The sequence below is a fragment of the Streptomyces sp. NPDC087270 genome, from assembly GCF_044744625.1.
In the GTDB taxonomy this organism is placed as follows: domain Bacteria; phylum Actinomycetota; class Actinomycetes; order Streptomycetales; family Streptomycetaceae; genus Actinacidiphila.
Window position 1 is genome coordinate 1 of sequence record NZ_JBIUYR010000023.1, and the last position, 22,006, is coordinate 22,006.

At 73.0% G+C, this 22,006-nt stretch carries 22 protein-coding genes; 7 read left to right on the forward strand and 15 right to left on the reverse strand.

All coding sequences use genetic code 11. The annotated features are described in order from the left end of the window. Positions 1-212 precede the first annotated feature (212 nt). The 6 genes from ACIPAE_RS34105 to ACIPAE_RS34130 form a co-directional block, all read right to left on the reverse strand. Positions 213-1,031, reverse strand: a complete 819-nt coding sequence (locus ACIPAE_RS34105; protein ID WP_402450601.1) for a DUF3159 domain-containing protein — start codon at positions 1,029-1,031, stop codon at positions 213-215. Positions 1,032-1,035: 4 nt separating this feature from the next. Next, positions 1,036-1,434, reverse strand: a complete 399-nt coding sequence (locus ACIPAE_RS34110; protein WP_328470367.1) for an OB-fold nucleic acid binding domain-containing protein — start codon at positions 1,432-1,434, stop codon at positions 1,036-1,038. A 155-nt stretch (positions 1,435-1,589) separates the two neighbouring features. Further along, positions 1,590-2,342: an ABC transporter ATP-binding protein gene (locus ACIPAE_RS34115; protein WP_402450604.1), complete on the reverse strand. Its 753-nt coding sequence runs from the start codon at positions 2,340-2,342 to the stop codon at positions 1,590-1,592. 299 nt (positions 2,343-2,641) lie between these two features. Then, a complete protein-coding gene (locus tag ACIPAE_RS34120; protein ID WP_329363925.1) occupies positions 2,642-3,412 on the reverse strand; it encodes a DUF3710 domain-containing protein in 771 nt (256 codons plus the stop codon). 2 nt (positions 3,413-3,414) lie between these two features. Then, positions 3,415-3,939, reverse strand: a complete 525-nt coding sequence (gene dut / locus ACIPAE_RS34125; RefSeq protein ID WP_329363926.1) for a dUTP diphosphatase — start codon at positions 3,937-3,939, stop codon at positions 3,415-3,417. Beyond that, positions 3,936-4,541 (reverse strand): PaaI family thioesterase, encoded by a 606-nt coding sequence (locus tag ACIPAE_RS34130; RefSeq protein WP_328470359.1) that lies wholly within the window; start codon positions 4,539-4,541, stop codon positions 3,936-3,938. The genes dut and ACIPAE_RS34130 overlap by 4 nt, the downstream gene beginning before the upstream one ends. Positions 4,542-4,770: 229 nt before the next feature. Between ACIPAE_RS34130 and ACIPAE_RS34135 the strand changes: the two genes are divergently transcribed. Next, on the forward strand, positions 4,771-5,238 hold the full coding sequence (locus ACIPAE_RS34135) for a DUF3093 domain-containing protein (RefSeq protein WP_329363928.1): 468 nt from the start codon (positions 4,771-4,773) through the stop codon (positions 5,236-5,238). Between the two features lie 62 nt (positions 5,239-5,300). On the opposite strand, the gene ACIPAE_RS34140 is transcribed toward ACIPAE_RS34135, so the two are convergent. The 4 genes from ACIPAE_RS34140 to ACIPAE_RS34155 form a co-directional block, all read right to left on the reverse strand. Further along, positions 5,301-6,128: a hypothetical protein gene (locus ACIPAE_RS34140; RefSeq protein WP_402450607.1), complete on the reverse strand. Its 828-nt coding sequence runs from the start codon at positions 6,126-6,128 to the stop codon at positions 5,301-5,303. A gap of 12 nt (positions 6,129-6,140) precedes the next feature. Further along, entirely contained in the window at positions 6,141-6,440 is a 300-nt protein-coding gene (locus tag ACIPAE_RS34145; protein ID WP_103884889.1) for a DUF4193 domain-containing protein, read from the reverse strand. 447 nt (positions 6,441-6,887) lie between these two features. Next, positions 6,888-8,150 (reverse strand): HAMP domain-containing sensor histidine kinase, encoded by a 1,263-nt coding sequence (locus tag ACIPAE_RS34150; protein WP_366409949.1) that lies wholly within the window; start codon positions 8,148-8,150, stop codon positions 6,888-6,890. A 5-nt stretch (positions 8,151-8,155) separates the two neighbouring features. Next, on the reverse strand, positions 8,156-8,809 hold the full coding sequence (locus tag ACIPAE_RS34155) for a response regulator transcription factor (protein ID WP_328470351.1): 654 nt from the start codon (positions 8,807-8,809) through the stop codon (positions 8,156-8,158). Positions 8,810-9,095: 286 nt separating this feature from the next. Here ACIPAE_RS34155 and ACIPAE_RS34160 point away from each other — a divergent pair, with 286 nt between their 5' ends. Then, the gene (locus ACIPAE_RS34160; protein WP_328470349.1) at positions 9,096-9,269 is read left to right on the forward strand and encodes a hypothetical protein; all 174 of its coding nucleotides are present in this window, start codon (positions 9,096-9,098) and stop codon (positions 9,267-9,269) included. A gap of 130 nt (positions 9,270-9,399) precedes the next feature. Here ACIPAE_RS34160 and ACIPAE_RS34165 read toward each other — a convergent pair whose 3' ends face one another. Beyond that, on the reverse strand, positions 9,400-10,266 hold the full coding sequence (locus tag ACIPAE_RS34165) for an inositol monophosphatase family protein (protein ID WP_402450609.1): 867 nt from the start codon (positions 10,264-10,266) through the stop codon (positions 9,400-9,402). 14 nt (positions 10,267-10,280) lie between these two features. Further along, positions 10,281-11,450, reverse strand: coding sequence for a ferrochelatase (locus ACIPAE_RS34170; protein WP_402450611.1), 1,170 nt, complete (start codon positions 11,448-11,450; stop codon positions 10,281-10,283). A gap of 158 nt (positions 11,451-11,608) precedes the next feature. On the opposite strand from ACIPAE_RS34170, the gene ACIPAE_RS34175 reads away from it, so the two are divergent. The 3 genes from ACIPAE_RS34175 to sepH all read left to right on the forward strand — a co-directional run bounded on the left by ACIPAE_RS34175 (position 11,609) and on the right by sepH (position 15,728). Then, positions 11,609-12,886, forward strand: a complete 1,278-nt coding sequence (locus ACIPAE_RS34175; protein ID WP_329363935.1) for an MFS transporter — start codon at positions 11,609-11,611, stop codon at positions 12,884-12,886. Beyond that, the gene (locus ACIPAE_RS34180; protein WP_329363936.1) at positions 12,813-14,165 is read left to right on the forward strand and encodes a D-arabinono-1,4-lactone oxidase; all 1,353 of its coding nucleotides are present in this window, start codon (positions 12,813-12,815) and stop codon (positions 14,163-14,165) included. Before ACIPAE_RS34175 ends, ACIPAE_RS34180 begins: the two co-directional genes overlap by 74 nt. 516 nt (positions 14,166-14,681) lie before the next feature. Next, a complete protein-coding gene (gene sepH / locus ACIPAE_RS34185) occupies positions 14,682-15,728 on the forward strand; it encodes a septation protein SepH (protein WP_329363937.1) in 1,047 nt (348 codons plus the stop codon). A 123-nt stretch (positions 15,729-15,851) separates the two neighbouring features. On the opposite strand, the gene ACIPAE_RS34190 is transcribed toward sepH, so the two are convergent. Further along, positions 15,852-16,679, reverse strand: coding sequence for a sulfurtransferase (locus ACIPAE_RS34190; protein WP_402450615.1), 828 nt, complete (start codon positions 16,677-16,679; stop codon positions 15,852-15,854). A gap of 108 nt (positions 16,680-16,787) precedes the next feature. After that, entirely contained in the window at positions 16,788-17,993 is a 1,206-nt protein-coding gene (locus ACIPAE_RS34195; RefSeq protein WP_402450618.1) for an ROK family transcriptional regulator, read from the reverse strand. A 244-nt stretch (positions 17,994-18,237) separates the two neighbouring features. Here ACIPAE_RS34195 and ACIPAE_RS34200 point away from each other — a divergent pair, with 244 nt between their 5' ends. Beyond that, complete coding sequence (locus ACIPAE_RS34200; RefSeq protein WP_402450748.1) at positions 18,238-19,383, forward strand: Gfo/Idh/MocA family protein; 1,146 nt, start codon at positions 18,238-18,240, stop codon at positions 19,381-19,383. Positions 19,384-19,471: 88 nt separating this feature from the next. After that, complete coding sequence (locus tag ACIPAE_RS34205; RefSeq protein WP_328470333.1) at positions 19,472-20,479, forward strand: sugar phosphate isomerase/epimerase family protein; 1,008 nt, start codon at positions 19,472-19,474, stop codon at positions 20,477-20,479. A 75-nt stretch (positions 20,480-20,554) separates the two neighbouring features. Here ACIPAE_RS34205 and ACIPAE_RS34210 read toward each other — a convergent pair whose 3' ends face one another. Beyond that, positions 20,555-21,910 (reverse strand): glycoside hydrolase family 27 protein, encoded by a 1,356-nt coding sequence (locus ACIPAE_RS34210; protein ID WP_402450621.1) that lies wholly within the window; start codon positions 21,908-21,910, stop codon positions 20,555-20,557. Positions 21,911-22,006: the final 96 nt, after the last annotated feature.

Sequence of the window (22,006 nt, forward strand, 5' to 3'; positions counted from 1 at the left end):
CGCTCCCGCAACCCAGCAAGACCAGCACGCTCAACGCCCACGGTCCTCGCAACTCCCACAGATCACGGGTGTTGCGAGGACCACTAGAACCCAAGTTTGGTGGTCGGGGCCCGCGCACGTGCGGTGCTCGGCCGTGTCGCCGGGGGGGGCAGGACGGCCGGCGGTCAGGACGGCCGGCGGTCGGGCTGCCCGGCGGTAGGGCTGTCCGGTGGTCAGGACGACGCGGACGCCTGGCGCTCCTTCTCGGCCTTCTCCGCCTTCTCGGCCTTCTCCGCCGCTTCCATCTCCGCGATCACGTCGATCGGCGGCGGCGCCTTCACCAGGAAGATCCAGGTCAGGTAGACCGACAGCAGGAACGGCGGGATGCCGAGCGCGACCTTGACCCAGCCGAGCTGGGTGGCGTTCCCCCACCAGTAGAGCGGGAAGAGGATCGCGGACTTGGCGAGCAGGATCAGCCCCCACGCCCAGCTCGCCTTGGTGTACGCGCGCAGCCGGCCCGGGTTGCGGGTGCGCCAGGAGAGGTTCTCCTTGAAGATCGGCCCGAGGATCAGGCCGAGCAGCGGCACCTTGGCGGCGGCGGTGACGATGTAGGCGAGCGCGAGGCCGAGGGTGTAGAGCATGCCCGGCAGGTAGAAGTTCTTCGCGTTGCCCGACATCATCGCGAAGACCGCGCCGAAGGCGACCCCGAACACGCCGCTGAAGGCGTGCTTGAGGGTGTCGCGCTTCAGCAGCCGGGCCACGCCCATCACCACGGACAGCGCGAGCGAGGCGATCGCGGAGCTCTTGAGGTCGTGGTTGACCGTGTAGATCGCCACGAAGACCAGCCCGGGCACGGTGGTCTCCACCATGCCGCGCACCCCGCCGAACGCCTCGAAGAGCGCCGCCTCGGTGACCGCGCGGGCCGCCTCCTCGGTGCCCTGCGCTCCGCCGTCGGCTCCGCCCGCCCCGTCGAGCCGCTGGGACCCGCCGGAGCCGTCCGGAGCCGCCGGATCGGCGCCCACCGTCTGATCCGTGTTGTCGATCGACGTCACCTGGTTACTCCTGTCCGACCGGACGCAGTTCGTACTTGGGGTTGAACAGCACCGGACGGCCTCGGTTCATGGAGATCCGGCCGGACGCGATGATCATGCGCCCGGGTTCTATGCCGACGATGCTGCGGCGCCCCAGCCACACCACGTCGAGTGCGGCCGAACCGTCGAACAGCTCGGCTTCCAGTGCGGGCACGCCGGCCCGAGGACGGAGCGTGACCGTACGCAGCGTACCGGTCACGGACACGATCTGTCGGTCGGAGCAGTCGCAGATCCGTGTGCAGCCGACCGCGAGGGCGTCCTGTTGCAGTTCCTCGGAGTGCAGTTCCTCCTGGGAGGAGGACAAGCGGTCGAGCATGCGACGGAAGCGACCCGCGGGTCGGTCGGAACGGATGGCACCACTCATAACGCCAAGGGTACCGGGATGCCCGCGCGGGACCAGAGGCCCGACGCAGGGGCGCGAGCGGCCGTCCCGGGGCCCGCCGGGGCCCGTCCCGCCCATGCCCCGGCTGCCCCTGCTGCTCCGGCCGGCCCTGGCCCTGGCCACGGCTGCGGCTACGGCTACGGCTCCGGCTGCTCCGCGTCGACGATCTGCCCGTCCCGCAGCTCCAGCACCCGGTCGGCCAGCGCCAGCAGCTGCGTGTCGTGGGTGGCGACCAGCGCGGTCACGCCCTCGCTGCGCACCACCGCGCGCAACAGCTCCATCACCGCCAGTCCGGTGTCCGCGTCGAGCTGGCCGGTCGGCTCGTCGGCGATCAGCAGCACCGGGCGGTTGGCGAGCGCGCGGGCGATGGCCACCCGCTGCTGCTGGCCGCCGGACATCTCCCCCGGCCGCTGGGCGGCGTGGTCGGCGAGGCCGACCAGGGCGAGCAGCAGCTCGACCCGCTCCTCGCGCTCGCGTGCCGGGGCCTTGCGCAGCCGCATCGGCACGCCGACGTTCTCGGCGGCGGTCAGGATCGGGATGAGCCCGAAGGACTGGAAGACGAAGCCGATCCGGTCCCGGCGCAGCGCCAGCAGGTCGTCGTCGCCGAGCCCGGCGAGGTCGGTGCCGTCCAGGCTGATCCGGCCGCCGTCCGGGCTGTCCAGGCCGCCCACCAGGTTGAGGATCGTGGTCTTCCCGGACCCGGAACGGCCCTTGAGGGCGACCAGTTCGCCGCGCGGCACCCGGAAGGACACCCCGCGCAGGGCGGCCACCGCGGTGTCGCCGGAGCCGTAGGTGCGGCGCAGGTCCTCGACGACGACCATGTCACCGCCGCCCGGCCCCTCGGCGATCGCGGTCGCCGTACCCGCCTGGTCGGCGGACTGCTCGCTCATGTCTCTTCCTCCCCCGTGCCGGCCCGTCTCCCGGCCGTGCCGGGCCGCGCCGTCATCATCCCCGGCCGTCGCGTATCCGTACGGTACGCCGCGGGCACCCGGAAACCAGCCGGTCGCCGGATAACGATCGCGGCGGCGCCGCGCGGGCGGGGCCGAGAACGCAGCGACCCGGCCGTCGAACCTTCCGACGACCGGGTGGATGCGGGTGCTTGACGCGGCGAACACCGAACCGCGCCTGCCCGCAAGGAAGTTGTGCGACCGGAGCGGGCAACGGCGGGCGGCGGTCGGGCCGCGACGGCTCAGTGCAGCTCGGTGATCTCCGGGCCGCGCCGCATCGGGTCGATACCGTCACCGAACTTCGACGGCTCGCTCTGCTCGGGCGTGGCGCCGTCCGGCACCATCTGCGCGTCGTTCGGGAGCTTCAGCACGATCGGGTCGCGGGGCGCCATCGGCGCCTCGCCGCGCAGCACCACGGTGTCGCGGAAGACCGACTCCAGCACGCCGGCGGCGGCGGGCTGCACCGCGCCCTGGCCGGAGATGACCCCGCGCAGGAACCAGCGCGGGCCGTCGCAGCCGACGAAGCGCACGAGCTGCACCCCGTTGGTGCCGTCGGGCAGTTGCACGGGCACCTGCGCGCGCAGCTCCCAGCCGAGCGGGCCCTCGACCTCGTCGACGATGCCGCCCTGCTGGGTGATGCCCGACGCGATCTCCTCGCGCACCTCGCCCCAGATGCCCTCGGACTTCGGGGCGGCGAACGCCTGGAGCTGGACGGCGCTGTCCCGCAGCACCACGGTCGCGGCGACGATGGACTCGCCGGCCACCTCGACCCGCAGCTCCATGCCCTCGACACCGGGCACGAACAGGCCACCGAGGTCCACCCGGCCCTCGCCGGGCTCCTGGACCTCGCTCACGTCCCACGGGCCGTCGGGCCGCGGGGCGGGCGGAAGGTTGTAGTCGGACGACTCCTCGGAGTCGTCCGGCTCCGCGGTGTCCTCGGCCGAGTCCTCCGGGCCTTCGGCCTCGTCGAGCTCGTCGATGGCGTCTTCGCGCTCCTTGCGACGACGGAACACGGTCACTGTCCTTCCCGGTCGCTGAGGACCGATGCGTATCCGTTGCTGGACGTGCCCGCCGACGGTGTCTGCACCGCGGCGTGACCCCCCGTGGAGCCGAAGCCCCCCGCGGCCCTGGCAGATCCCGGCAGTTCCGCGACCTCGTGGAAGCGGACCCGCTCGACCTGCTGGACGACCAGTTGGGCGACCCGGTCGCCCGGCTCGAACCTGACGGTCTCGCGCGGGTCGAGATTGACCACGATCACCTTGATCTCCCCACGGTACCCGGCGTCGACCGTTCCCGGGGCATTCACCATCGCCACCCCGCACCGCGCGGCAAGGCCGGAGCGGGGGTGGACGAAGGCCGCGTAGCCGTCCGGCAGCGCGAGGGAGATGCCGGTGGGCAGCACCGTCCGCTCGCCGGGCGCCAGTTCGGCGGCCTCGGTGGTGATCAGGTCGACCCCCGCGTCGCCGGGATGCGCGTACGCGGGGACCGGCACCGACTCGTCGAGCCGGCGCAGCAGCACGTCCACCGGCGGCCTGCTCATGGGTTCACCTCGAAAGCGCGGGCGACCTTCACCTGGTCGGGGTCGGACATCGCGGCCTGGATCTCGTCGGCGCGGCCGTTGCTGGTGAAGTGGTCGATCTTCACCTCGATGAACAGGGCGTCGGCGCGGACCGCCACCGGGCCGTCCGGGCCACCGATCCGGCCCTCGGCGCTGCTGTAGATCTTGCGGCCGTCCACCGCGGTGCAGCGCGCGGACAGATGCAGGGTCGCCCCGACCGGGACCGGCCGGACGAAGTCCGACTCCAGCCGCCCGGTCACCGCGATGACCCGCAGCAGCCAGCTCAGCGAGCCCAGCGTCTCGTCCAGCGCGGTGGCCAGCACCCCGCCGTGCGCGAGGCCGGGCGCGCCCTGGTGGGCGGGCTGGACGGTGAACTCCGCGGTGACGCTGACGCCTTCACCGGCCCGGGCCGCCAGGCGCAGGCCGTACGGCTGGGATTCGCCGCAGCCGAAGCACTGGTCGTAGTGCGCGCCGAGCAGTTCGCCGGGCGCGGGCGCCTCGGGATGGCGTACGGGCGCGACGGCACCGGGCGGCGGCGCCAGGCTCGGTCGGCCCGCGTTGGGGGGTGTTGTGGCTGCACTCACGCCGCAGACCTTATCGCGCGAAGGTGTGGGCGCCCCTGTCCGACCGTGCCGCCCGCGAACGGGCGCCGGACGGTGCTCCCCGGCCAAGCCGGCGGCCGGGACACGCGGGGCGCACGCGGAGCAGGCGAGGGCGCGGTCCCGGGCTCTCCCGGGAACCGTGAGGACGGCGCCCCCACCGCGCCCGCGCACCCGGCCCCGCGGGCACAGACGGGCATGGCACGCTTATGCCATGCCCGCTTCGCAGCCTTACGACGAACGCCTCACCGTGCCGCGCTCCTGGTGGTTCATGGCCATCGGCGCGGGCGTCGGCCTGGCCCTGGTCTTCTTCCCCTTCGGCCTGCTCCCGATGCTCGGCGGCCTGGTCGCGGGCGGGGCGCTGGCCATGATGACGGTCAGCTCCTACGGGTCCGCGCGCATCCGCGTGGTGGCCGGTTCGCTGGTCGCGGGCAAGGCGCGCATCCCGCTGGAGGCGCTGGGCGACGCCCTGGTGCTGGACCCGGCGGAGGCGGTGGCCTGGCGGTCGTACAAGGCGGACCCGCGGGCCTTCATGCTGCTGCGGTCCTACGTGCCGACCGCGGTGAAGGTGGAAGTGACCGATCCGGCGGACCCGACGCCGTACGTCTACCTGTCGACCCGCTCGCCGCAGCGGCTGGCCGAGGCACTGGGCGCCCTCAGGACGGCCGACCAGGCGAGCTAGGGGTTTCCCCGCCCGGTGCGGGGGACTCGGCCCGCGGAGGGCCGCGTGCGGGCCCGCGGGGCCTAAAGCCCGGAGGGGCCGGGGAGTTCGGGCGGCGGGGTGCGGCCGGGCAGGCCGGGCTCCTCGGCGTCGCCGTCGATCCTTGAGGTCGCGGAGGTCTCGGCGGTCGCGGAGCTTTCCACGAGCAGCGGCCAGGGCAACTGGTGCGCGCGCAGGTCCTTGCGGACCCGCTTGGCGAGCTTGCGGGTGTCGCGCCGGTTCATCACCGCGCCGACAGCGGCGCCGATCATGAACGGGGTCAGCGCGGGCATGTGTCTGAGGCTGCGGCGCAGGAGGCGCTGGCGCATCTCCCGCTTCATGCTGGTGCCGAGCGCCACGTTGAGGGTCGACAGCTTCAGCGCGTCGATACCGCGCTGCTCGGTCCAGGACCACAGGTAGGCGGTGGCGCGCTCCCTGACGTTGCCGGGCACGCGCAGGCCGTAGACCTCGTGCAGTTCGGCGATGAGTTTGTACTCGACGGCGGCCACGCCCAGGGTCTCGGTGGCCAGTTCGGTGGGCATGGCGGGCGGGACCGGCAGCATGGCGGCCGCGCCCACACCGGCGCCGACCGTCATGGTGCCCTTCACGGCGGCGGAGATCAGCCGGTCCGCGATCTCGTCGGGGCCGAGCCCGGGGAACTGGGCGCGCAGCGTGCCGAGATCGCGCACGGGGATGCGCGGAGCGGTCTCCAGCAGCCGCTCGGCGACGGACCCTGCGCCGGCCTTGGCCAGCCGCCCGCTCGCGCGGGCACCGCCGCCGACGCCCCGGGTGACCCCGCGGGCGGTCGCGGCCGCGAGCGAGGCCGCACGGCCCCGCTCGACGTTCCTACGCTCATCCGGTGAGCCGGTCACGGCGCCGGCCGGTCAGGCCGCGCAGTCGCGGCAGATGGGGTTTCCGTTCTTCTCGGCAGCGAGCTGGCTCCTGTGGTGGACCAGGAAGCAGCTCATGCAGGTGAATTCGTCCGCCTGGCGGGGCAGCACACGGACCGACAGCTCCTCGTTGGAGAGGTCGGCGCCGGGCAGCTCCAGGGACTCGGCCTGGTCGAACTCGTCGACGTCGACCGCGGAGGTCGACTTCTCGTTCCGCCGTGCCTTCAGTTCCTCGATGCTGTCCTCATTGACGTCATCGTCGGTCTTGCGTGGGGTGTCGTAATCCGTAGCCATTTCGCTCTCCCCCTGTGGGTGTCTGTGGTGTCTCCAGCGCCGTAACGCGCGGGAGGCCGGACTTGTGCCCGACCCGAGGCGGAGATTTTGCCTCACATCAAGGCCCGTTACTCAATCGACACCCGAGGACGCCCCCGAAGAGGTGAGTGCAAGGGTGGCCGATCATGGTCCGTGGCGGTCCGAAAGTCATCCGCCATGGATGCCTCTCCGTGTACTTCCCGTGATCATGACCTGCGGAAACATGGAATTTACGGTCGTTTCTCCCCGATCCGCGATCACCGAGCGTACACACTGTGAGAGAGCCGTGTGCAATCGATCACAGGTGTGCGCCGAGCGCACCAGAAGTGCCGATTACTCGCAAAGCGAACAGCGTCCCGGTCGGCGCGGCGAGTCGGGCTCGGCCGGGCGTGACGCGGTTCACAGCCTGTCACAGGAGTTCACCGGGTCTCACATCGGGATCGCGACCCGCATGACCAGGCCGCCTCCCTCGCGCGGCTCGGCGGTGATCACCCCGCCGTGCGCTCTGGCGACCGAGCGGGCGATGGACAGTCCGAGCCCGACGCCCTTGTCGCTGCCGGTGCGCTCGGTGCGCAGCCGGCGGAAGGGTTCGAACATGTTGTCCACCTCGTAAGCGGGAACGACCGGTCCGGTGTTCGCCACCACCAGGAGTGCCTGGCCGTGCTCCGCGCTGGTGGTCACATCGACCCAGCCGTCCGCCGGCACGTTGTAGCGCACGGCGTTCTGCACCAGGTTCAGCGCGATCCTCTCCAGCAGCACTCCGTTGCCCTGGACGACCGCGGGGGCCAGCGACTCGCGCAGGGCCACGCCCTTCGCCTCCGCCTCCCCACGGGTCTGCTCCAGGGCTCTGGAGGCCGCCTCGGCGAGGTCGACGGCCTTGCGGTCCACGATCTCGTTCTCGCTGCGGGCGAGCAGCAGCAGGCCCTCCACGAGCTGCTCGCTGCGCTCGTTGGTGGACAGCAGGGTCTTGCCGAGCTGCTGGAGGTCCGGCGAGGCGTCCGGGTCGGCGAGCTGCACCTCCAGCAGGGTGCGGTTGATCGCCAGCGGGGTGCGCAGTTCGTGCGAGGCGTTCGCGACGAAGCGGCGCTGGGCGGTGAAGGACCGCTCCAGCCGCTCCAGCATCTCGTCGAAGGTGTCGGCCAGCTCCTTCAGCTCGTCGTCCGGGCCGTCCAGCTCGATCCGCCGGGTCAGGTCCGAACCGGCCACCCCGCGGGCGGCGCGGGTGATCCGGCCCAGCGGCGCCAGCACCCGTCCGGCCATCACGTAGCCGAAGGCGAAGGCGACCACCGCCAGGCCGATGAGGGCCAGCAGCGAGCGCTTGAGCAGCGTGTTGAGCGCGATGTCCCGCTGGTGCTGCATGCAGGAGCTGACCATCTGGTGGAGCTGTTCGCTGGTGGTGCTCTGGTCGACCGTGATGCAGCTGCCCGGGGTCACGTTGATCGTGGCGATCTGGAAGGGCAGCTGGGAGCCCTTGCTGATGGCCTGGGCGGCCAGCAGGTAGATGATCCACAGCAGCACGACGCCGGCGATCAGGAACATCCCGCCGTAGAGCACGGTGAGGCGTATCCGGATCGTGGGCCGCAGCCAGGGCGGCGGGGACTCGGCGGGCGGCGGGTCCCAGGCCGGGCGCGGAGGGGTGGACGGCCGGGCCGGCGGCGGGCTCGCGGGGGTCTGGGAGGACAGGTGGGCCATGGCGGTCAGATCCGGTAGCCGGAGCCGGGCACCGTGACGATCACCGGCGGCTCGCCGAGCTTGCGGCGCAGCGTCATCACGGTGACCCGCACCACGTTGGTGAACGGGTCGGTGTTCTCGTCCCACGCCTTCTCCAGCAGCTGCTCGGCGGAGACCACCGAGCCCTCGCTGCGCATCAGGACCTCCAGGACGGCGAACTCCTTGGGCGCCAGGTGGACCTCCTTGCCGTCGCGGAACGCCTCCCGGCGGTTGGGGTCCAACCGGATGCCGGAGCGCTCCAGCACCGGCGGCAGGGCGGCCGTCGTACGGCGTCCGAGCGCGCGCACCCGGGCGGTCAGCTCGGTGAAGGCGAAGGGCTTGGGCAGGTAGTCGTCGGCGCCCAGCTCCAGGCCCTCGACCCGGTCGCTGACGTCGCCCGCCGCGGTGAGCATGAGCACCCGCATGGGCAGGCCGAGGCTGACCACCTGGCGGCACACCTCGTCGCCGTGCACCACCGGCAGGTCGCGGTCGAGCACCACCACGTCGTAGTCGTTGACGCCGATGCGCTCCAGGGCGGCACCGCCGTCGTAGACCACGTCGACGGCCATGGCTTCGCGGCGCAGGCCGGTGGCAACCGCATCGGCGAGCAGTTGCTCGTCCTCGACGACCAGTACGCGCAAGGCGCTGTTCCTTCCGTGAGCTGTGGGAATCCACCTCCATCCTGCACCGGACCCCCGTAAATCGGCGGTAAGGGGAGCGCCCGTGGTCCGAGGGGCGGTACGCCGAGGACCGGAGAACGGGACGTCGGGGACCGCCGGAATTTCCTTCGGGTCGGTGAGGTTTCCGACTCGGGCGGGGTGGGGAGGACGGCTTTACACCCACCCACCACGCCTTGTCCCGCGCTTCCCGCGCGAGGACAGCGGGCTTGACACTCGCGTGTCAACGGAGACGACGAGGGGGCGCACAATGGACGCGTTCACGAATGGAATCCTCCAGCGCATACACAGCACGGAGTCCGATCTGCGCCGGGCCCGCGAAACCGGGGACGACTTCCTCGCCGATGTCGAAGAGGGCGAACTGGACGATCTGCGCCGCCTCGCCGCGGAGCACGGGGTGGACGTACGGCCCAAGGTCGCCTGAACCTCCGGCCCCCAAAGCCGCACGCCCCGGCCACCACGAAGGTGCCGGGGCGTTCGCATGCCGCGAGGAGGCCGGCCGGCGGCCCGCTGCGGGCCGCCCGCCGGGTCGGTGGTGCCGGAGTGGTGCCGGTTCAGTCGTGCCAGGCGCCCAGCTCGTCCAGGCGGCGCTGGAGCGGTTCGAAGAGGCCGGGCGGCGCGGCCAGGGTGAGCTCGCCGGAGGGCGCCTCGCCCGGGCGGCCGCCGGTGAGGGCGCCGGCCTCGCGGGCGAAGAGGTCCCCGGCGGCGAGGTCCCACGGGTTCAGGCCGCGCTCGTAGTACGCGTCGAGCCGGCCGCAGCCGACGTCGGCCAGGTCGATCGCCGCCGAGCCGCCGCGCCGGATGTCGCGGACCTGCGGCAGCAGCCCCTTGATCACCTCGGCCATCGCGACCCGGCGCTCGCGCAGGTAGCTGAAACCGGTGGCGACGAGCGCGTGCTCGAAGTCCGGGGCGGGGCGGCAGCGCGCCCGGACGCCCTCGACGTAGGCGCCGCCGCCGAGCACCGCCTGGTAGGTCTCGCGGCGCATCGGGGCCGCCACGACGCCGACCACCGTCTCGCCGTCCCGCTCCGCGGCGATGCTCACCGACCAGGAGGGCAGGCCGTAGAGGTAGTTCACGGTGCCGTCCAGCGGGTCGATCACCCAGCGCACTCCGCTGGTGCCCTCGCTGCTCGCGCCCTCCTCGCCGAGGAAGCCGTCCTCGGGGCGCAGCCGCCCGATGTAGGCGGTGATCAGCTTCTCGGCGGCGATGTCCATCTCGGTCACGACGTCGATCGGGCTGGACTTGGTGGCGGCCACGCCCAGGTCGGCGGGGCGGCCGTCGCGCAGCAGTGCGCCGGCCCTGCGGGCGGCCTCCAGGGCGATGCCCAGGAGTTCGGCGTCCTCGCCGGTGGCGGCGGGGCCGGCCGGGCCGGTGGCGGGCGGCTGGTCCGGGCCGGCCGGGCCGTTGGCGGGTGTGCTCATCTGTTCCGGTCTCCTCAGTCGGTTCCTGCGGCGGCGGGCCGCGACGGCTGCCGGCCGGCGGCCGGGCAGCAGCCCGCGGGGCACACGTCATGGCTCGGGCCCAGCGCGCCGAGCGCGCAGCGGGCCGGGGCCAGACCGCGCTCGGTCGCGGCGCGCTCCAGCACCAGGTCGCGCACGGCGGCGGCGAACCGCGGATCGGCGCCCACCGTGGCGGCGCGGGCGACCGGCAGTCCGAGTTCCGCGGCCTTGGCCGCCGCCTCGGTGTCGAGGTCGTACTTGACCTCCATGTGGTCGGAGACGAAGCCGATGGGCACCATGACCACCGCGGGGGCGCCGTCGGCGTGCTCGCGCTCCAGGTGGTCGCAGATGTCCGGCTCCAGCCAGGGGATGTGCGGGGCTCCGCTGCGGGACTGGTAGACGAGCTGCCACGGGCGGTCCACGCCGGTGGCCGCGCGGACCCGCTCGGCCACCTGCCGGGCGGTGTCGAGGTGCTGGGCGACGTACGCGCCGCCGTCGCCGTGGCCCTCGACGGGGCCGGAGGTGTCGGCCGCGGCGGTCGGGATGGAGTGCGTGGTGAAGGCCAGGCGGGCGCCGCCGCGCACCTCCTCGGGCAGTTCGGCGAGCGCGGCGAGCGTGTGGTCGGTCATCGGTCCGACGAAGCCGGGGTGGTTGAAGTAGTGCCGCAGCTTGTCGACCCGCAGCGCGGGGCGGCCCTCCTCGCCGAGCACGGCGAGCGAGGCGGCCAGGTTCTCCCGGTACTGGCGGCAGCCGGAGTAGGAGGCGTAGGCGCTGGTCGCCAGCACCAGCACCCGGCGGTGCCCGGCGTCGGCGATCTCGCGCAGCGCGTCCGTCAGGTAGGGGGCCCAGTTCCGGTTGCCCCAGTACACCGGCAGTTCCAGGCCGTGGTCGGCGAAATCCTTGCGGAGCGCGTCCAGCAGCTCGCGGTTCTGCGCGTTGATCGGGCTGACCCCGCCGAACAGGAAGTAGTGCTTGCCGACCTCCTTCAGCCGCTCGCGCGGGATGCCGCGACCCCGGGTGACGTTCTCCAGGAACGGCACCACGTCGTCCGGTCCCTCCGGTCCGCCGAAGGAGAGCAGCAGCAGGGCGTCGTACGGGCCGGCGTCCGGCGGCTCCGGTCGGGCGGGTCGGTCCGGCGCGGCGAGCGGGTCACGCTGATCAGGCATGCTCCGATCCTGCCACTTCGGTCCGACGTCCCCGGCGCCCGGCTCCGGCGGAAAACGACTTGCCCCGATCCGTAAGCTGTACTCGCCAGCAATGTTCCTTACGCGGGACCCCGATCCGTCCTGCCCGTGCCGACGGCGACGACGCCGGGGAGCTCCACGTGACCAGCCCTTACCGAGCTATCTACCGGACCCCGGGAGCGGTGGCGTTCAGCCTGGCCGGACTGGTCGGCCGGATGCCCTTGTCGATGCTGGGCATCGGCATAGTGACGATGGTCTCCCAGGTGACCGGGCGGTACGGCCTGGCGGGCGCGCTGTCGGCGACGCTGGCGCTGTCCGGCGCGGTGAGCGGCCCGCGCATCTCCCGCATGGTGGACCGGTACGGACAGCGGCGGGTGCTGCGCCCGGTCTGCGCGGTGAGCGTGGTCTCGGTGGCCGGGCTGCTGGCGTGCGTCCGGGCCGGGGCGCCGGACTGGGCGTACTTCGTGTGCGTGCTGGGCGCCGGGACCACTCCGAGCACCGGCGCCATGGTGCGGGCCCGCTGGTCGGAGATCCTGCGCGGCACCCCGGAGAAGCTGCACACCGCCTACTCGGTCGAGGCGGTGGTGGACGAGATCGTCTTCATCGTCGGCCCCATCCTGTCGGTGGGGCTGAGCACCGGCTGGTTCGCCGAGGCCGGGCCGCTGCTGGCGGCGGTGTTCCTGGCCGTCGGGGTGCTGGCGCTGACCGCGCTGCGGGGCACCGAGCCGGTTCCGCACGCGGACGCGCACCAGTCCGGCGGGTCGGTGCTGGCCGCGCCGGGGCTGGCGGTGCTGGTCGGGGTCTTCGTCGGCACCGGCGCGATGTTCGGCGCGGTGGAGGTGGTCACGGTCGCGTTCGCCGACGAGCGCGGCCACAAGGCGCTGGCCAGTGTGGTGCTGGCGACGTACGCGCTCGGTTCGTGCGTCGCCGGGCTGGTGTTCGGGCTGAGCCGGCCGCGCGGGACGATCGCCGGGCGGTTCCGGCTGGGCATCGCGCTGATGGCGGTGAGTATGATCCCGCCACTACTGGTCGGGAACCTGTGGTTCCTGGCCTTGGCGCTGTTCTTCTCCGGCCTGACCATCGCCCCCACGATGGTGAACGCCATGGGCCTGGTCGAACAGCTGGTACCCCGGGGGCGGTTGACCGAGGGCATCACGTGGACCAGCACGGGTCTCGCGGTCGGCGTCGCCGCCGGTGCCGCGCTCGCCGGTCGGGTGATCGACGCGCACGGTGCCTCGGCCGCCTTCTGGGTGTGCACCTTCGCCGCGGTCTTCGCGGCGGCGGTGGCGTTCCTCGGCTATCGCCGGCTGCGGCCGGCACCGGATCGGGAGGAGCAGGACCACGATGAGCCGGACCGGAGCAGCACCCACGGCCACGAGCAGCACGACGGCACCCGCGAAGGCGAGGGAGTGGCGTAACTGGGCGGGCAACGTCTCGGCGCGGCCCGGGCGGGTCGCCGCGCCCGCGTCCGTGGACGAACTGGCCGCGGCGATACGGAAGGCCGCCGCGGACGGGCTGCGGGTGAAGGCGGTCGGCTCCGGCCACTCCTTCACCGCGGCGGCGGCCACCGACGGGCTGCTGGTGCGGCCCGAGGGGCTCACCGCGATCAGGTCGATCGACGCGGCGGCCGGCACCGTCACCGTGGAGGCCGGGGTCCAACTGCGGCAGCTCAACGCGGCGCTGGCCGCGGCGGGCCTGTCGCTGCGGAACATGGGCGACATCATGGAGCAGACGGTGGCCGGCGCCACCAGCACCGGCACGCACGGCACCGGTCGCGACTCCGCCTCGATCGCCGCGCAGATCGTCGCGCTCGACCTGGTGACCGCCGACGGGTCGGTGCTGACCTGCTCGGCCGAGCAGAACCCCGAGGTGTTCGCCGCCGCCCGGCTCGGGCTGGGCGCGCTCGGCGTGGTCAGCACCCTCACCTTCGCGGTGGAGCCGATGTTCCTGCTCACCGCGCGGGAGGAGCCGATGACCTTCGACCGGGTGACCGCGGACTTCGACCGGCTCGTCGCGGAGAACGAGCACTTCGAGTTCTACTGGTTCCCGCACACCGAGGGCTGCAACACCAAGCGCAACAACCGCAGTACGGGCCCGGCCGCGCCGGTGCCCGCGGTGCGCGGCTGGATCGACGACGAGCTGCTCTCCAACGGCGTCTTCCAGGCCGCGTGCGCGCTCGGCAGGGTGGCGCCGTCGGCGATCCCGGGGATCGCGAAGCTCTCCAGCCGCGCGCTGTCCGCCCGGACGTACACCGACATCGCGTACAAGGTCTTCACCAGCCCGCGCCGGGTGCGGTTCGTGGAGATGGAGTACGCGGTGCCGCGGGAGGCGGCGGTGCAGGTGCTGCGGGAGTTGAAGGCCACCGTGGAGCGGTCCGACCTGCGGATCAGCTTCCCGGTGGAGGTGCGGGTGGCGCCGGCCGACGACATCGCGCTGTCCACGGCGTCCGGCCGGGACAGCGCCTACGTGGCGGTGCACATGTACCGGGGCAGCCGCTACCAGGAGTACTTCACCGCGGTCGAGCGGATCATGACGGCGGCGGGCGGGCGGCCGCACTGGGGCAAGATGCACACCCGCGACGCGGAGTACCTGCGGGCGGCCTACCCGCGCTTCGAGGAGTTCACCGCGCTGCGCGACCGGCTCGACCCCGAGCGGCTGTTCGGGAACGACTACCTGCGGCGGGTGCTGGGTTCGTAGCCGGGCGCGAGGTTGCCGGCCGGGGAAGGTCGTCGGGCGGGCGCGAGTTCGCCGCCGGATGCCAGGTCGCCGGCCGTTGGCGGGGTCGGTGGCCGGGCGCCGGGTCGGCGGTCAGGTGACGGCGACTTCGTGGACTACGTCCCCTTTTGGGTGATGCGTGGAACCCCCGGATGTGAGCCGGGTCACCCAACTCCCGCCCCCCGCACGACATTCGACGGCGCGGCAGCCGCCCCGCGGTGGCCCGAATGGAGTACCGTGACGAATCCTGGCTTCCGGTGCCCGGCCGGTCGCCAAGGAACCCGTGGAGGGGAGTCGGGGGGCGCTCGTCCCGGGGTGCCGCAGTTGGTCACGCTGGGTGGCCAAACGACTACCGTCCCATAACGGCGTGTCACCATCTTGTCCCGACACGCCGGGTAACTCCGCAAGGTTGTGGCACGCTGCACCCGGGCAGGCCACACTCGTTCAACGGGAGCAGCGACGCACGTGACGTCGGCAGGCACCACCCGGGAGGTAACCGTGCCCGAACTGCGGGTCGTGGCCGTCAGCAACGACGGCACCCGACTGGTGCTCAAAGCTGCCGACAGCACGGAGTACACCCTCCCGATCGACGAGCGGCTGCGCGCCGCCGTGCGCAACGACCGGGCCCGGCTCGGCCAGATCGAGATCGAGGTCGAGAGCCATCTGCGGCCCCGGGACATCCAGGCGCGGATACGTGCCGGTGCCTCGGCCGAGGAGGTCGCCCAGCTCGGCGGCATCCCGGTGGAGCGGGTCCGGCGGTTCGAGGGGCCGGTGCTGGCCGAGCGGGCCTTCATGGCCGAACGGGCCAGGAAGACCCCGGTCCGCCGCCAGGGCGAGACCACCGGGCCGCAGTTGGGCGAGGCGGTCGCCGAACGCCTGCTGCTGCGCGGCGCGGAGAAGGACACCGTGCTGTGGGACTCCTGGCGCCGCGACGACGGCACCTGGGAGGTGCTGCTGGTCTACCGGGTGGCCGGTGAGCCGCACTCGGCGAGCTGGACCTACGACCCGCCGCGCCGCCTGGTGCAGGCGGTCGACGACGAGGCCCGCGCGCTGATCGGCGAGACCACGCAGACCCAGGGCCAGGAGCCGAGCTTCCCGTTCGTGCCCCGGATCGCCCGGCTGCCCAGGGACCGGCCGCTGGACCGCCCCGGCACGGAACGCCCGGAGCGGCCCGACCGCCAGGACCGGGAGGCGCGCGCCGAGGAGCAGCCGGAGGAGCGCGACTCGCTCACCAGCCTGCTGGAAGCGGTGCCGAGCTTCCGTGGCGACATGGTCGTGCCCGCTCCGCCGGCCCCGCCGGACGCCGCTCCGGCGGCGGAGGTGCCGCAGGAGGAGCCGGAGGAGGCCGCACCCGCGGCCAGCGCCGGTGCGGGCTCCGCCTACGCCGACGTGCTGATGCCGCGCGCGGTGGCCGGCCACCGCGACCGCCTGAAGGGCACCACCGACCGCCAGGCCGAGGCGGACGGCGTCCGCCCGGGACGGCGTGCCACGGTGCCCAGTTGGGACGAGATCGTCTTCGGCAGCCGCCGCAAGAAGCAGGAGTAGCGACTGCGCGCGGACAGGAGTAGCCCGACCTCGTCAGGGGAATCGGGACACTGACCGGGAGCCGACGGCCGTAAGGGGCAGCCACTTGGGTGGCTGCCCCTTACGCGTGTCTCCGGCGGCGGGTCAGCCCGGCTGCTCGCCCGTCGCCACCGGCCGGGACGGGTCGGCGCCCCACTCGCTCCAGGAGCCCACGTACAGCGCCGCGGGAACACCCGCAGCGGCCAGCGCGAGGACCTGGTGGGCGGCGGACACGCCGGACCCGCAGTAGACGCCCACCTCGGCGTCGGGCGTCGCGCCCAGGGCGGCGAAGCGGGCGGCGAGTTCGGCGGGCGTGCGGAAGAGGCCGTCGGCGGTGACGTTCTCCGTCGTGGGCGCGCTCACCGCGCCCGGGATGTGGCCGGCGACCGGGTCGATCGGCTCGGTCTCACCGCGGTAGCGCTCCCCCGCGCGGGCGTCCAGCAGCAGCCCGCGGCGGGCCAGTTCGGCGGCGCCGGCCGCGTCGAGCACCGGCAGCGCGCCGGGGTGCGGCACGAAGTCCCCGTCGCCCGGCGCCGGTTCCTCGGTGCTCAGCGGCAGCCCCGCGGCCTTCCACGCCGCCAGCCCGCCGTCCAGCACCCTGACCCGCTCGTGGCCCGCCCAGCGCAGCAGCCACCAGGCCCGGGCCGGGCCCCAGCCGTTCCAGTCGTCGTAGAGCACCACGTCGGTGTCCGCGCCGACCCCCGCCGCGCGCATCGCCGCGCCGAACACCTCGGTGTCGGGCAGCGGGTGGCGCCCGCCCGGCCCGGGCGGGCCGGCCAGCGCGGTGTCCAGGTCGACGTACCGGGCACCGGGGATGTGGCCGGCGGCGTACTCGCCGTGCCCGGGCGGGCCGCCCATCTTGTAGCGGACGTCGAGCACGGCGGTCGAGGCGGGCGCCGCGGCCAGTTCGGCCGCGGTGATGATGGGTTCCATGGCACCCATTGTGGGTGGTCACCCACGGTCGCGTCAGCGCGGCCGGCCGACCGCGGCGCACGGCTGACCGCAGCGCCTGGCCGCGAGCGCGGGCGCGTGGCCGGGCCGCTACGCGGGCTCCTCCTGCGGTGCGCCCGGTGCGGCGGACAGCAGTTGGGGCGCGTCGGCCAGGACCAGGCCCGCGGCGCCGCGGACCTCCGCGCCGTCGCCCAGTCCCCCGGTGACGATCTCGACGCTCTCCACCGCCGACGGCAGCGTGTGCCGCCGCACCCCGGACCGCATCGGTTCGAGGATGTCCTCGCCCGCGCCCGCCAGGTCCCCGCCGACCACGATCAGGCGGGGGTTGAGAAGGGTGACCAGCGTGGACAGCGCGCGGCCGACCGCGTCCCCGGCGTCGCGCACCGCGCGCAGCGCACCGGCGTTGCGCTGCTCGATCAGCGCGGGCAGGTCGCGGGGGACGACGTGCTGGCCCCAGCTGTCGGAGAGGAGGCGGGCGATGGCGACGGGGCTGGCGACGGTCTCCAGGCAGCCGCGGTTGCCGCAGCGGCAGATCAGGCCGTCCGCGGTGAGCGGCAGGTGCCCGATCTCCCCGGCCAGGCCCCGCGCGCCCAGCAGCAGCTTCCCGTTGCTGACGATGCCCGCGCCGATCCCCGCGGACAGCCGGACGTAGACCATGTCGCTCGCGTGCCGCCCCGCGCCGTACATCCGCTCCGCCAGCGCGCCCGCGTTCGCGTCGTTGGTCACCCGCACCGGCAACGACGTCCGCCGCCGCAACTCGTCCGTCAGCCGCATCCCCACCCACCCGGGCATGATGCCCTCCGCCCCCAGCGCCCCGCTGCCCTTCTCCACCGGCGACGCGATCCCCGCACCGATCCCCAGCACCCGCTCCCGGCCCACCCCGGTCTCCTGCAACGCCCGCCCGACCAGCACCGCCACCAGGTCCAGCGTCTCCTCAGGAGCCCGGTCCACCTCCTTGGCCACCCAGTGCTCCCACAACACCGCCCCGAACAGGTCGCACAGGATCACCCGGACATGCTGGTGCCCGATGTCCGCACCGATCGCGTACCCCGCGGTCGGCACCAACGACAACGACTGCGCGGGGCGCCCGGTACGCCGCGGCTCCGGCTCCTCCGGACCCTCGTCCTCCGTCACCAGACCCACCGCGATCAGATCCGCGATCAACGACGAAACCGTGGCCCTGGACAACCCGGTGACCCGCACCAGTTCCGGACGACTGCTGCGCACGGAGGTGTGCAGGGCCTCCAGGACCCGTAGCCTTCCTACCTCGCGCAGGTTGACTGGAGTTTCGATCATGACCCCCAGGGGTGTGGACGAGCGGTCCACCGCACCGTGCCTTCTTGGGGTTCCTCCCGTCAAGAGCCTTGACTTATGACAAAGTTCAGGCAGAAACTCGCAAACTGTTCCATCCGGCGCGCTGAGTTTCAGTCGATGCCGGAAGAACAACGATGGAGACGGGCCGCCAGGAGGAACCACCTTGACGTCAACACCCCCGCCGCCCACGGACGCGGCGGCACCCGCGCCCGGCTTGCGCGTAGGCATGGTCGGGCACGCCTTCATGGGCGCGGCCCACTCGCACGCCTGGCGCACCGCGGGCCGCTTCTTCGACCTGCCGCGCCGGGTCGAGATGGCGGCCGTCTGCGGGCGCGACGCCGAGTCCGTCCGCGCGTCCGCCGAGCGGTACGGCTGGGAGTCCTACGAGACCGACTGGCGCGCGCTCGTGGCGCGTCCGGACATCGATGTCGTGGACATCTGCACGCCCGGCGACAGCCACGCCGAGATCGCGCTGGCGGCGCTCGCCGCGGGCAAGCACGTGCTGTGCGAGAAGCCGCTGGCCAACTCGGTCGAGGAGGCCGAGGAGATGGCCGTCGCGGCGGAGGAGGCCCGGGCGGCCGGGGTGCGCTCCATGGTCGCCTTCAACTACCGCCGGGTGCCCGCGCTGGCGCTGGCCCGGCAGCTCGTCGCGGACGGCCGGCTGGGCCGTATCCACCAGGTGCGGGCGCAGTACCTCCAGGACTGGCTGGTGGACCCGGAGTTCCCGCTCGCCTGGCGGCTGCGCAAGGACCGGGCCGGGTCGGGCGCGCTCGGCGACCTGGGCGCGCACAGCATCGACGCGGCGCAGTACCTGACCGGGCAGCGGATCTCCTCGGTGGGCGCGCTGCTGGAGACGTTCGTGGCCGAGCGGCCGCTGCCGGCCAGCTCCAGCGGCCTGTCCGGCACCGCCTCCAGCGAGCGCGGCGCGGTGACCGTGGACGACGCGGCGGTGTTCACCGCCCGGTTCGAGGGCGGCGCGATCGGCGTGTTCGAGGCGACCCGGTTCGCCACCGGGCACAAGAACGCGATGCGGATCGAGATCAGCGGCTCGCTGGGCAGCCTCGCCTTCGACGCCGAGTCGATGAACGAACTGGCCTTCCACGACCGCACCGAGGACGCCGCCACCGCGGGCTTCCGCAAGCTGCTGGTGACCGAGCCGACCCACCCGTACATGGCCGCCTGGTGGCCGCCGGGCCATCTGATCGGCTACGAGCACTCCTTCACCCACCAGGTGCGGGACTTCGTCACGGCGGTGGCCGAGGGGACCGACCCGCGGCCGTCGTTCGCCGACGGGCTCCAGGTGCAGCGGGTGCTGGCGGCCGTGGAGTCCAGCGCCGCGGCACTGGGCGTGCACATCCCGGTCGCGTCCTGACCCGCGCCGCCCCCGCCCCGGCTTCACGAACGTCACGACTCCCACCACCCTCACGACCCTCACGACCGACCGCAGGAGGACCCACGCCATGGCCCGACCCGTCACCCTCTTCACCGGCCAGTTCGCCGACCTGCCGTTCACCGAGGTGTGCCGGCTCGCCTCCGAGTGGGGTTACGACGGCCTGGAGATCGCCTGCTGGGGCGACCACTTCGACGTGGAGGCGGCGCTGAGCGACGACTCCTACCTGCCGCGGCTGCGCGACACCCTGGAGAAGCACGGGCTGCGCAGCTGGACGATCTCCTGCCACCTCACCGGGCAGGCGGTGTGCGACCACCCGATCGACGAGCGGCACAAGGGCATCCTGCCGGCCCGGATCTGGGGCGACGGCGAACCCGAGGGCGTGCGGCAGCGCGCCGCAGAGGAGATCAAGAACACCGCGCGGGCCGCCGCGGCCTTCGGGGTCAAGACCGTGGTGGGCTTCACCGGTTCGTCGATCTGGCACACCGTGGCAATGTTCCCGCCGGTCCCGCCGGAGATGATCGACCGCGGCTACCAGGACTTCGCCGACCGCTGGAACCCGATCCTCGACGTCTTCGACGAGGTCGGGGTGCGCTTCGCCCACGAGGTGCACCCGAGCGAGATCGCCTACGACTACTGGTCCACGGTCCGCACCCTGGAGGCGATCGGCCACCGCCCGGCGTTCGGGCTGAACTTCGACCCGAGCCACTTCGTGTGGCAGGACCTCGACCCGGTCGGTTTCCTCTACGACTTCAAGGACCGCATCTACCACGTGGACTGCAAGGAGTCGGTCAAGCAGCTGAACGGGCGAAACGGCCGGCTCGGTTCGCACCTGCCGTGGGGCGACCCGCGGCGCGGCTGGGACTTCGTCTCCACCGGCCACGGCGACGTGCCGTGGGAGCCGGTCTTCCGGATGCTCAACAGCATCGGCTACGACGGCCCGATCTCGGTGGAGTGGGAGGACGCCGGGATGGACCGCCTGCTGGGCGCCCCGCAGGCGCTCGCGCACGTCAGGGCGCTGGCCGCGATCGAGCCGCCGGAGTCGTCCTTCGACTCGGCGTTCAGCTCGTCGTCCTGACCCCGCGGGCAACCCGAGTACCGGTGCGCCTGCCGCCGTCCTGGTCAGGGGGGCGGCGACAGGCGCACCCAGCCGTCAGTCGACGAACACCTTCAGCAAGCGCGACCCGTGGGCGGGCAGGGTCGCTGAGATGCCGCCCTGCTCGACGCCCAGGTTCTGGTGCGTCCACAGATCGCGGACCCGGCCGCGCCGGCCGTGGGCTCCCAGGTCGCTCCAGTCGGCGGTGACCTGCGCGGGGCTGTCGGCGAGGTTGAACAGCGCCACCGTGTAGCTGCCGTCGCCGTTCCTGCTGAACCACACCTGCTGCGGCGTCGCCTGCGACACCGGCCGGGCGGGGTGCCCGGCCCGGTCCACCGCGAGCACCTCGTCGTTGGTCAGCGCCTTGAGGTCGTCCGGGTCGAGCTTGGTGAGGTCGGTGCCGAGCAGCAGCGGCGCGGCGGAGATCGCCCACAGGGTCATCGTGGTCTGTCGCTCGTCGGGCGTGAGGCCGTCGTCGGCGCCGTTGCCGAGCTCCAGGGAGTCCAGGTCGTTCCAGCCCCCGCGGCTGCCGTAGGGCACCCACGCGGGTTCGTCGGTGAACCGCTTGAGCACGTGCGGCCAGTCGGTCAGCCCGACCGTCGTGCAGTGGTAGCACTCGATGTCGCCGTCGATCCGCCAGCCGTTGCTGTTGGCCTTCCAGAAGTCGGCGTCGGCGATGCTGAGCGAGTTGGACAGCTCCAGATCGATCGAGCGGCCGGTGTGCTGGATCGCCTGGTGCCAGGCCGCCATGTCGGGCCGCTGGTCGCCGGGGACGAGGCCGCCGCCCGGGCCGACGAAGTCCATCTTGATGTAGTCCACGCCCCAGGACGCGAGGAGGTTCGCGTAGCCCTGGACGTACTCCTGCGCGCCCGGCTTGCTGAAGTCGATCCGCCAGGAGTCGTCGTGGGTGTTGCCGGGCTGCGTGGTGTCCGCGATGTCGGCGAGGTGGTACGGCGTGCCCTCGATCGGCAGGTTCGCGGCGACGGCCGCCTTGGGGATGCCGGGCGTGAGATAGATGCCGAACTTCAGGCCGAGGCGGTGCAGGTACGACGCGACGGCGGGGATGCCGTCGGGGAAGCTCGTGGTGTTCCAGGCCCAGCGGCCGTAGTCGTCGAGGTGGTCCGACCAGCCGGCGTCGATGTTGACGTAGCGGTAACCGTGCGCCTGCAGGCCGCTGGTGTGCATGGCCAGGCCCTGCGCCTCGATGTTCCGCGCGGTGGGCTTGCTGCGGATGAAGCTCCAACTGCTCCAGCCCATCGGCGGGACGGCGGCGGTGCGGACGGCCGGTGGGTGGGCGGCCGGCGGGTGGGCGGCGGCATCCGTCGCGCCGCTCGCCGGGGCGGCGAGCAGCGTTCCGGTGCCCGCCAGGATCAGGGCCAGCGCGGGGATCAGGTGACGACTCGTCAGACGCATCGTGCGGCTCCTCGGGACTCAGGTCACTGAATCAGGTTCACGGTGGTGAACAGGATTGGTGATACACCCCTGCCGTGCACGCGTCAACAGATTGAT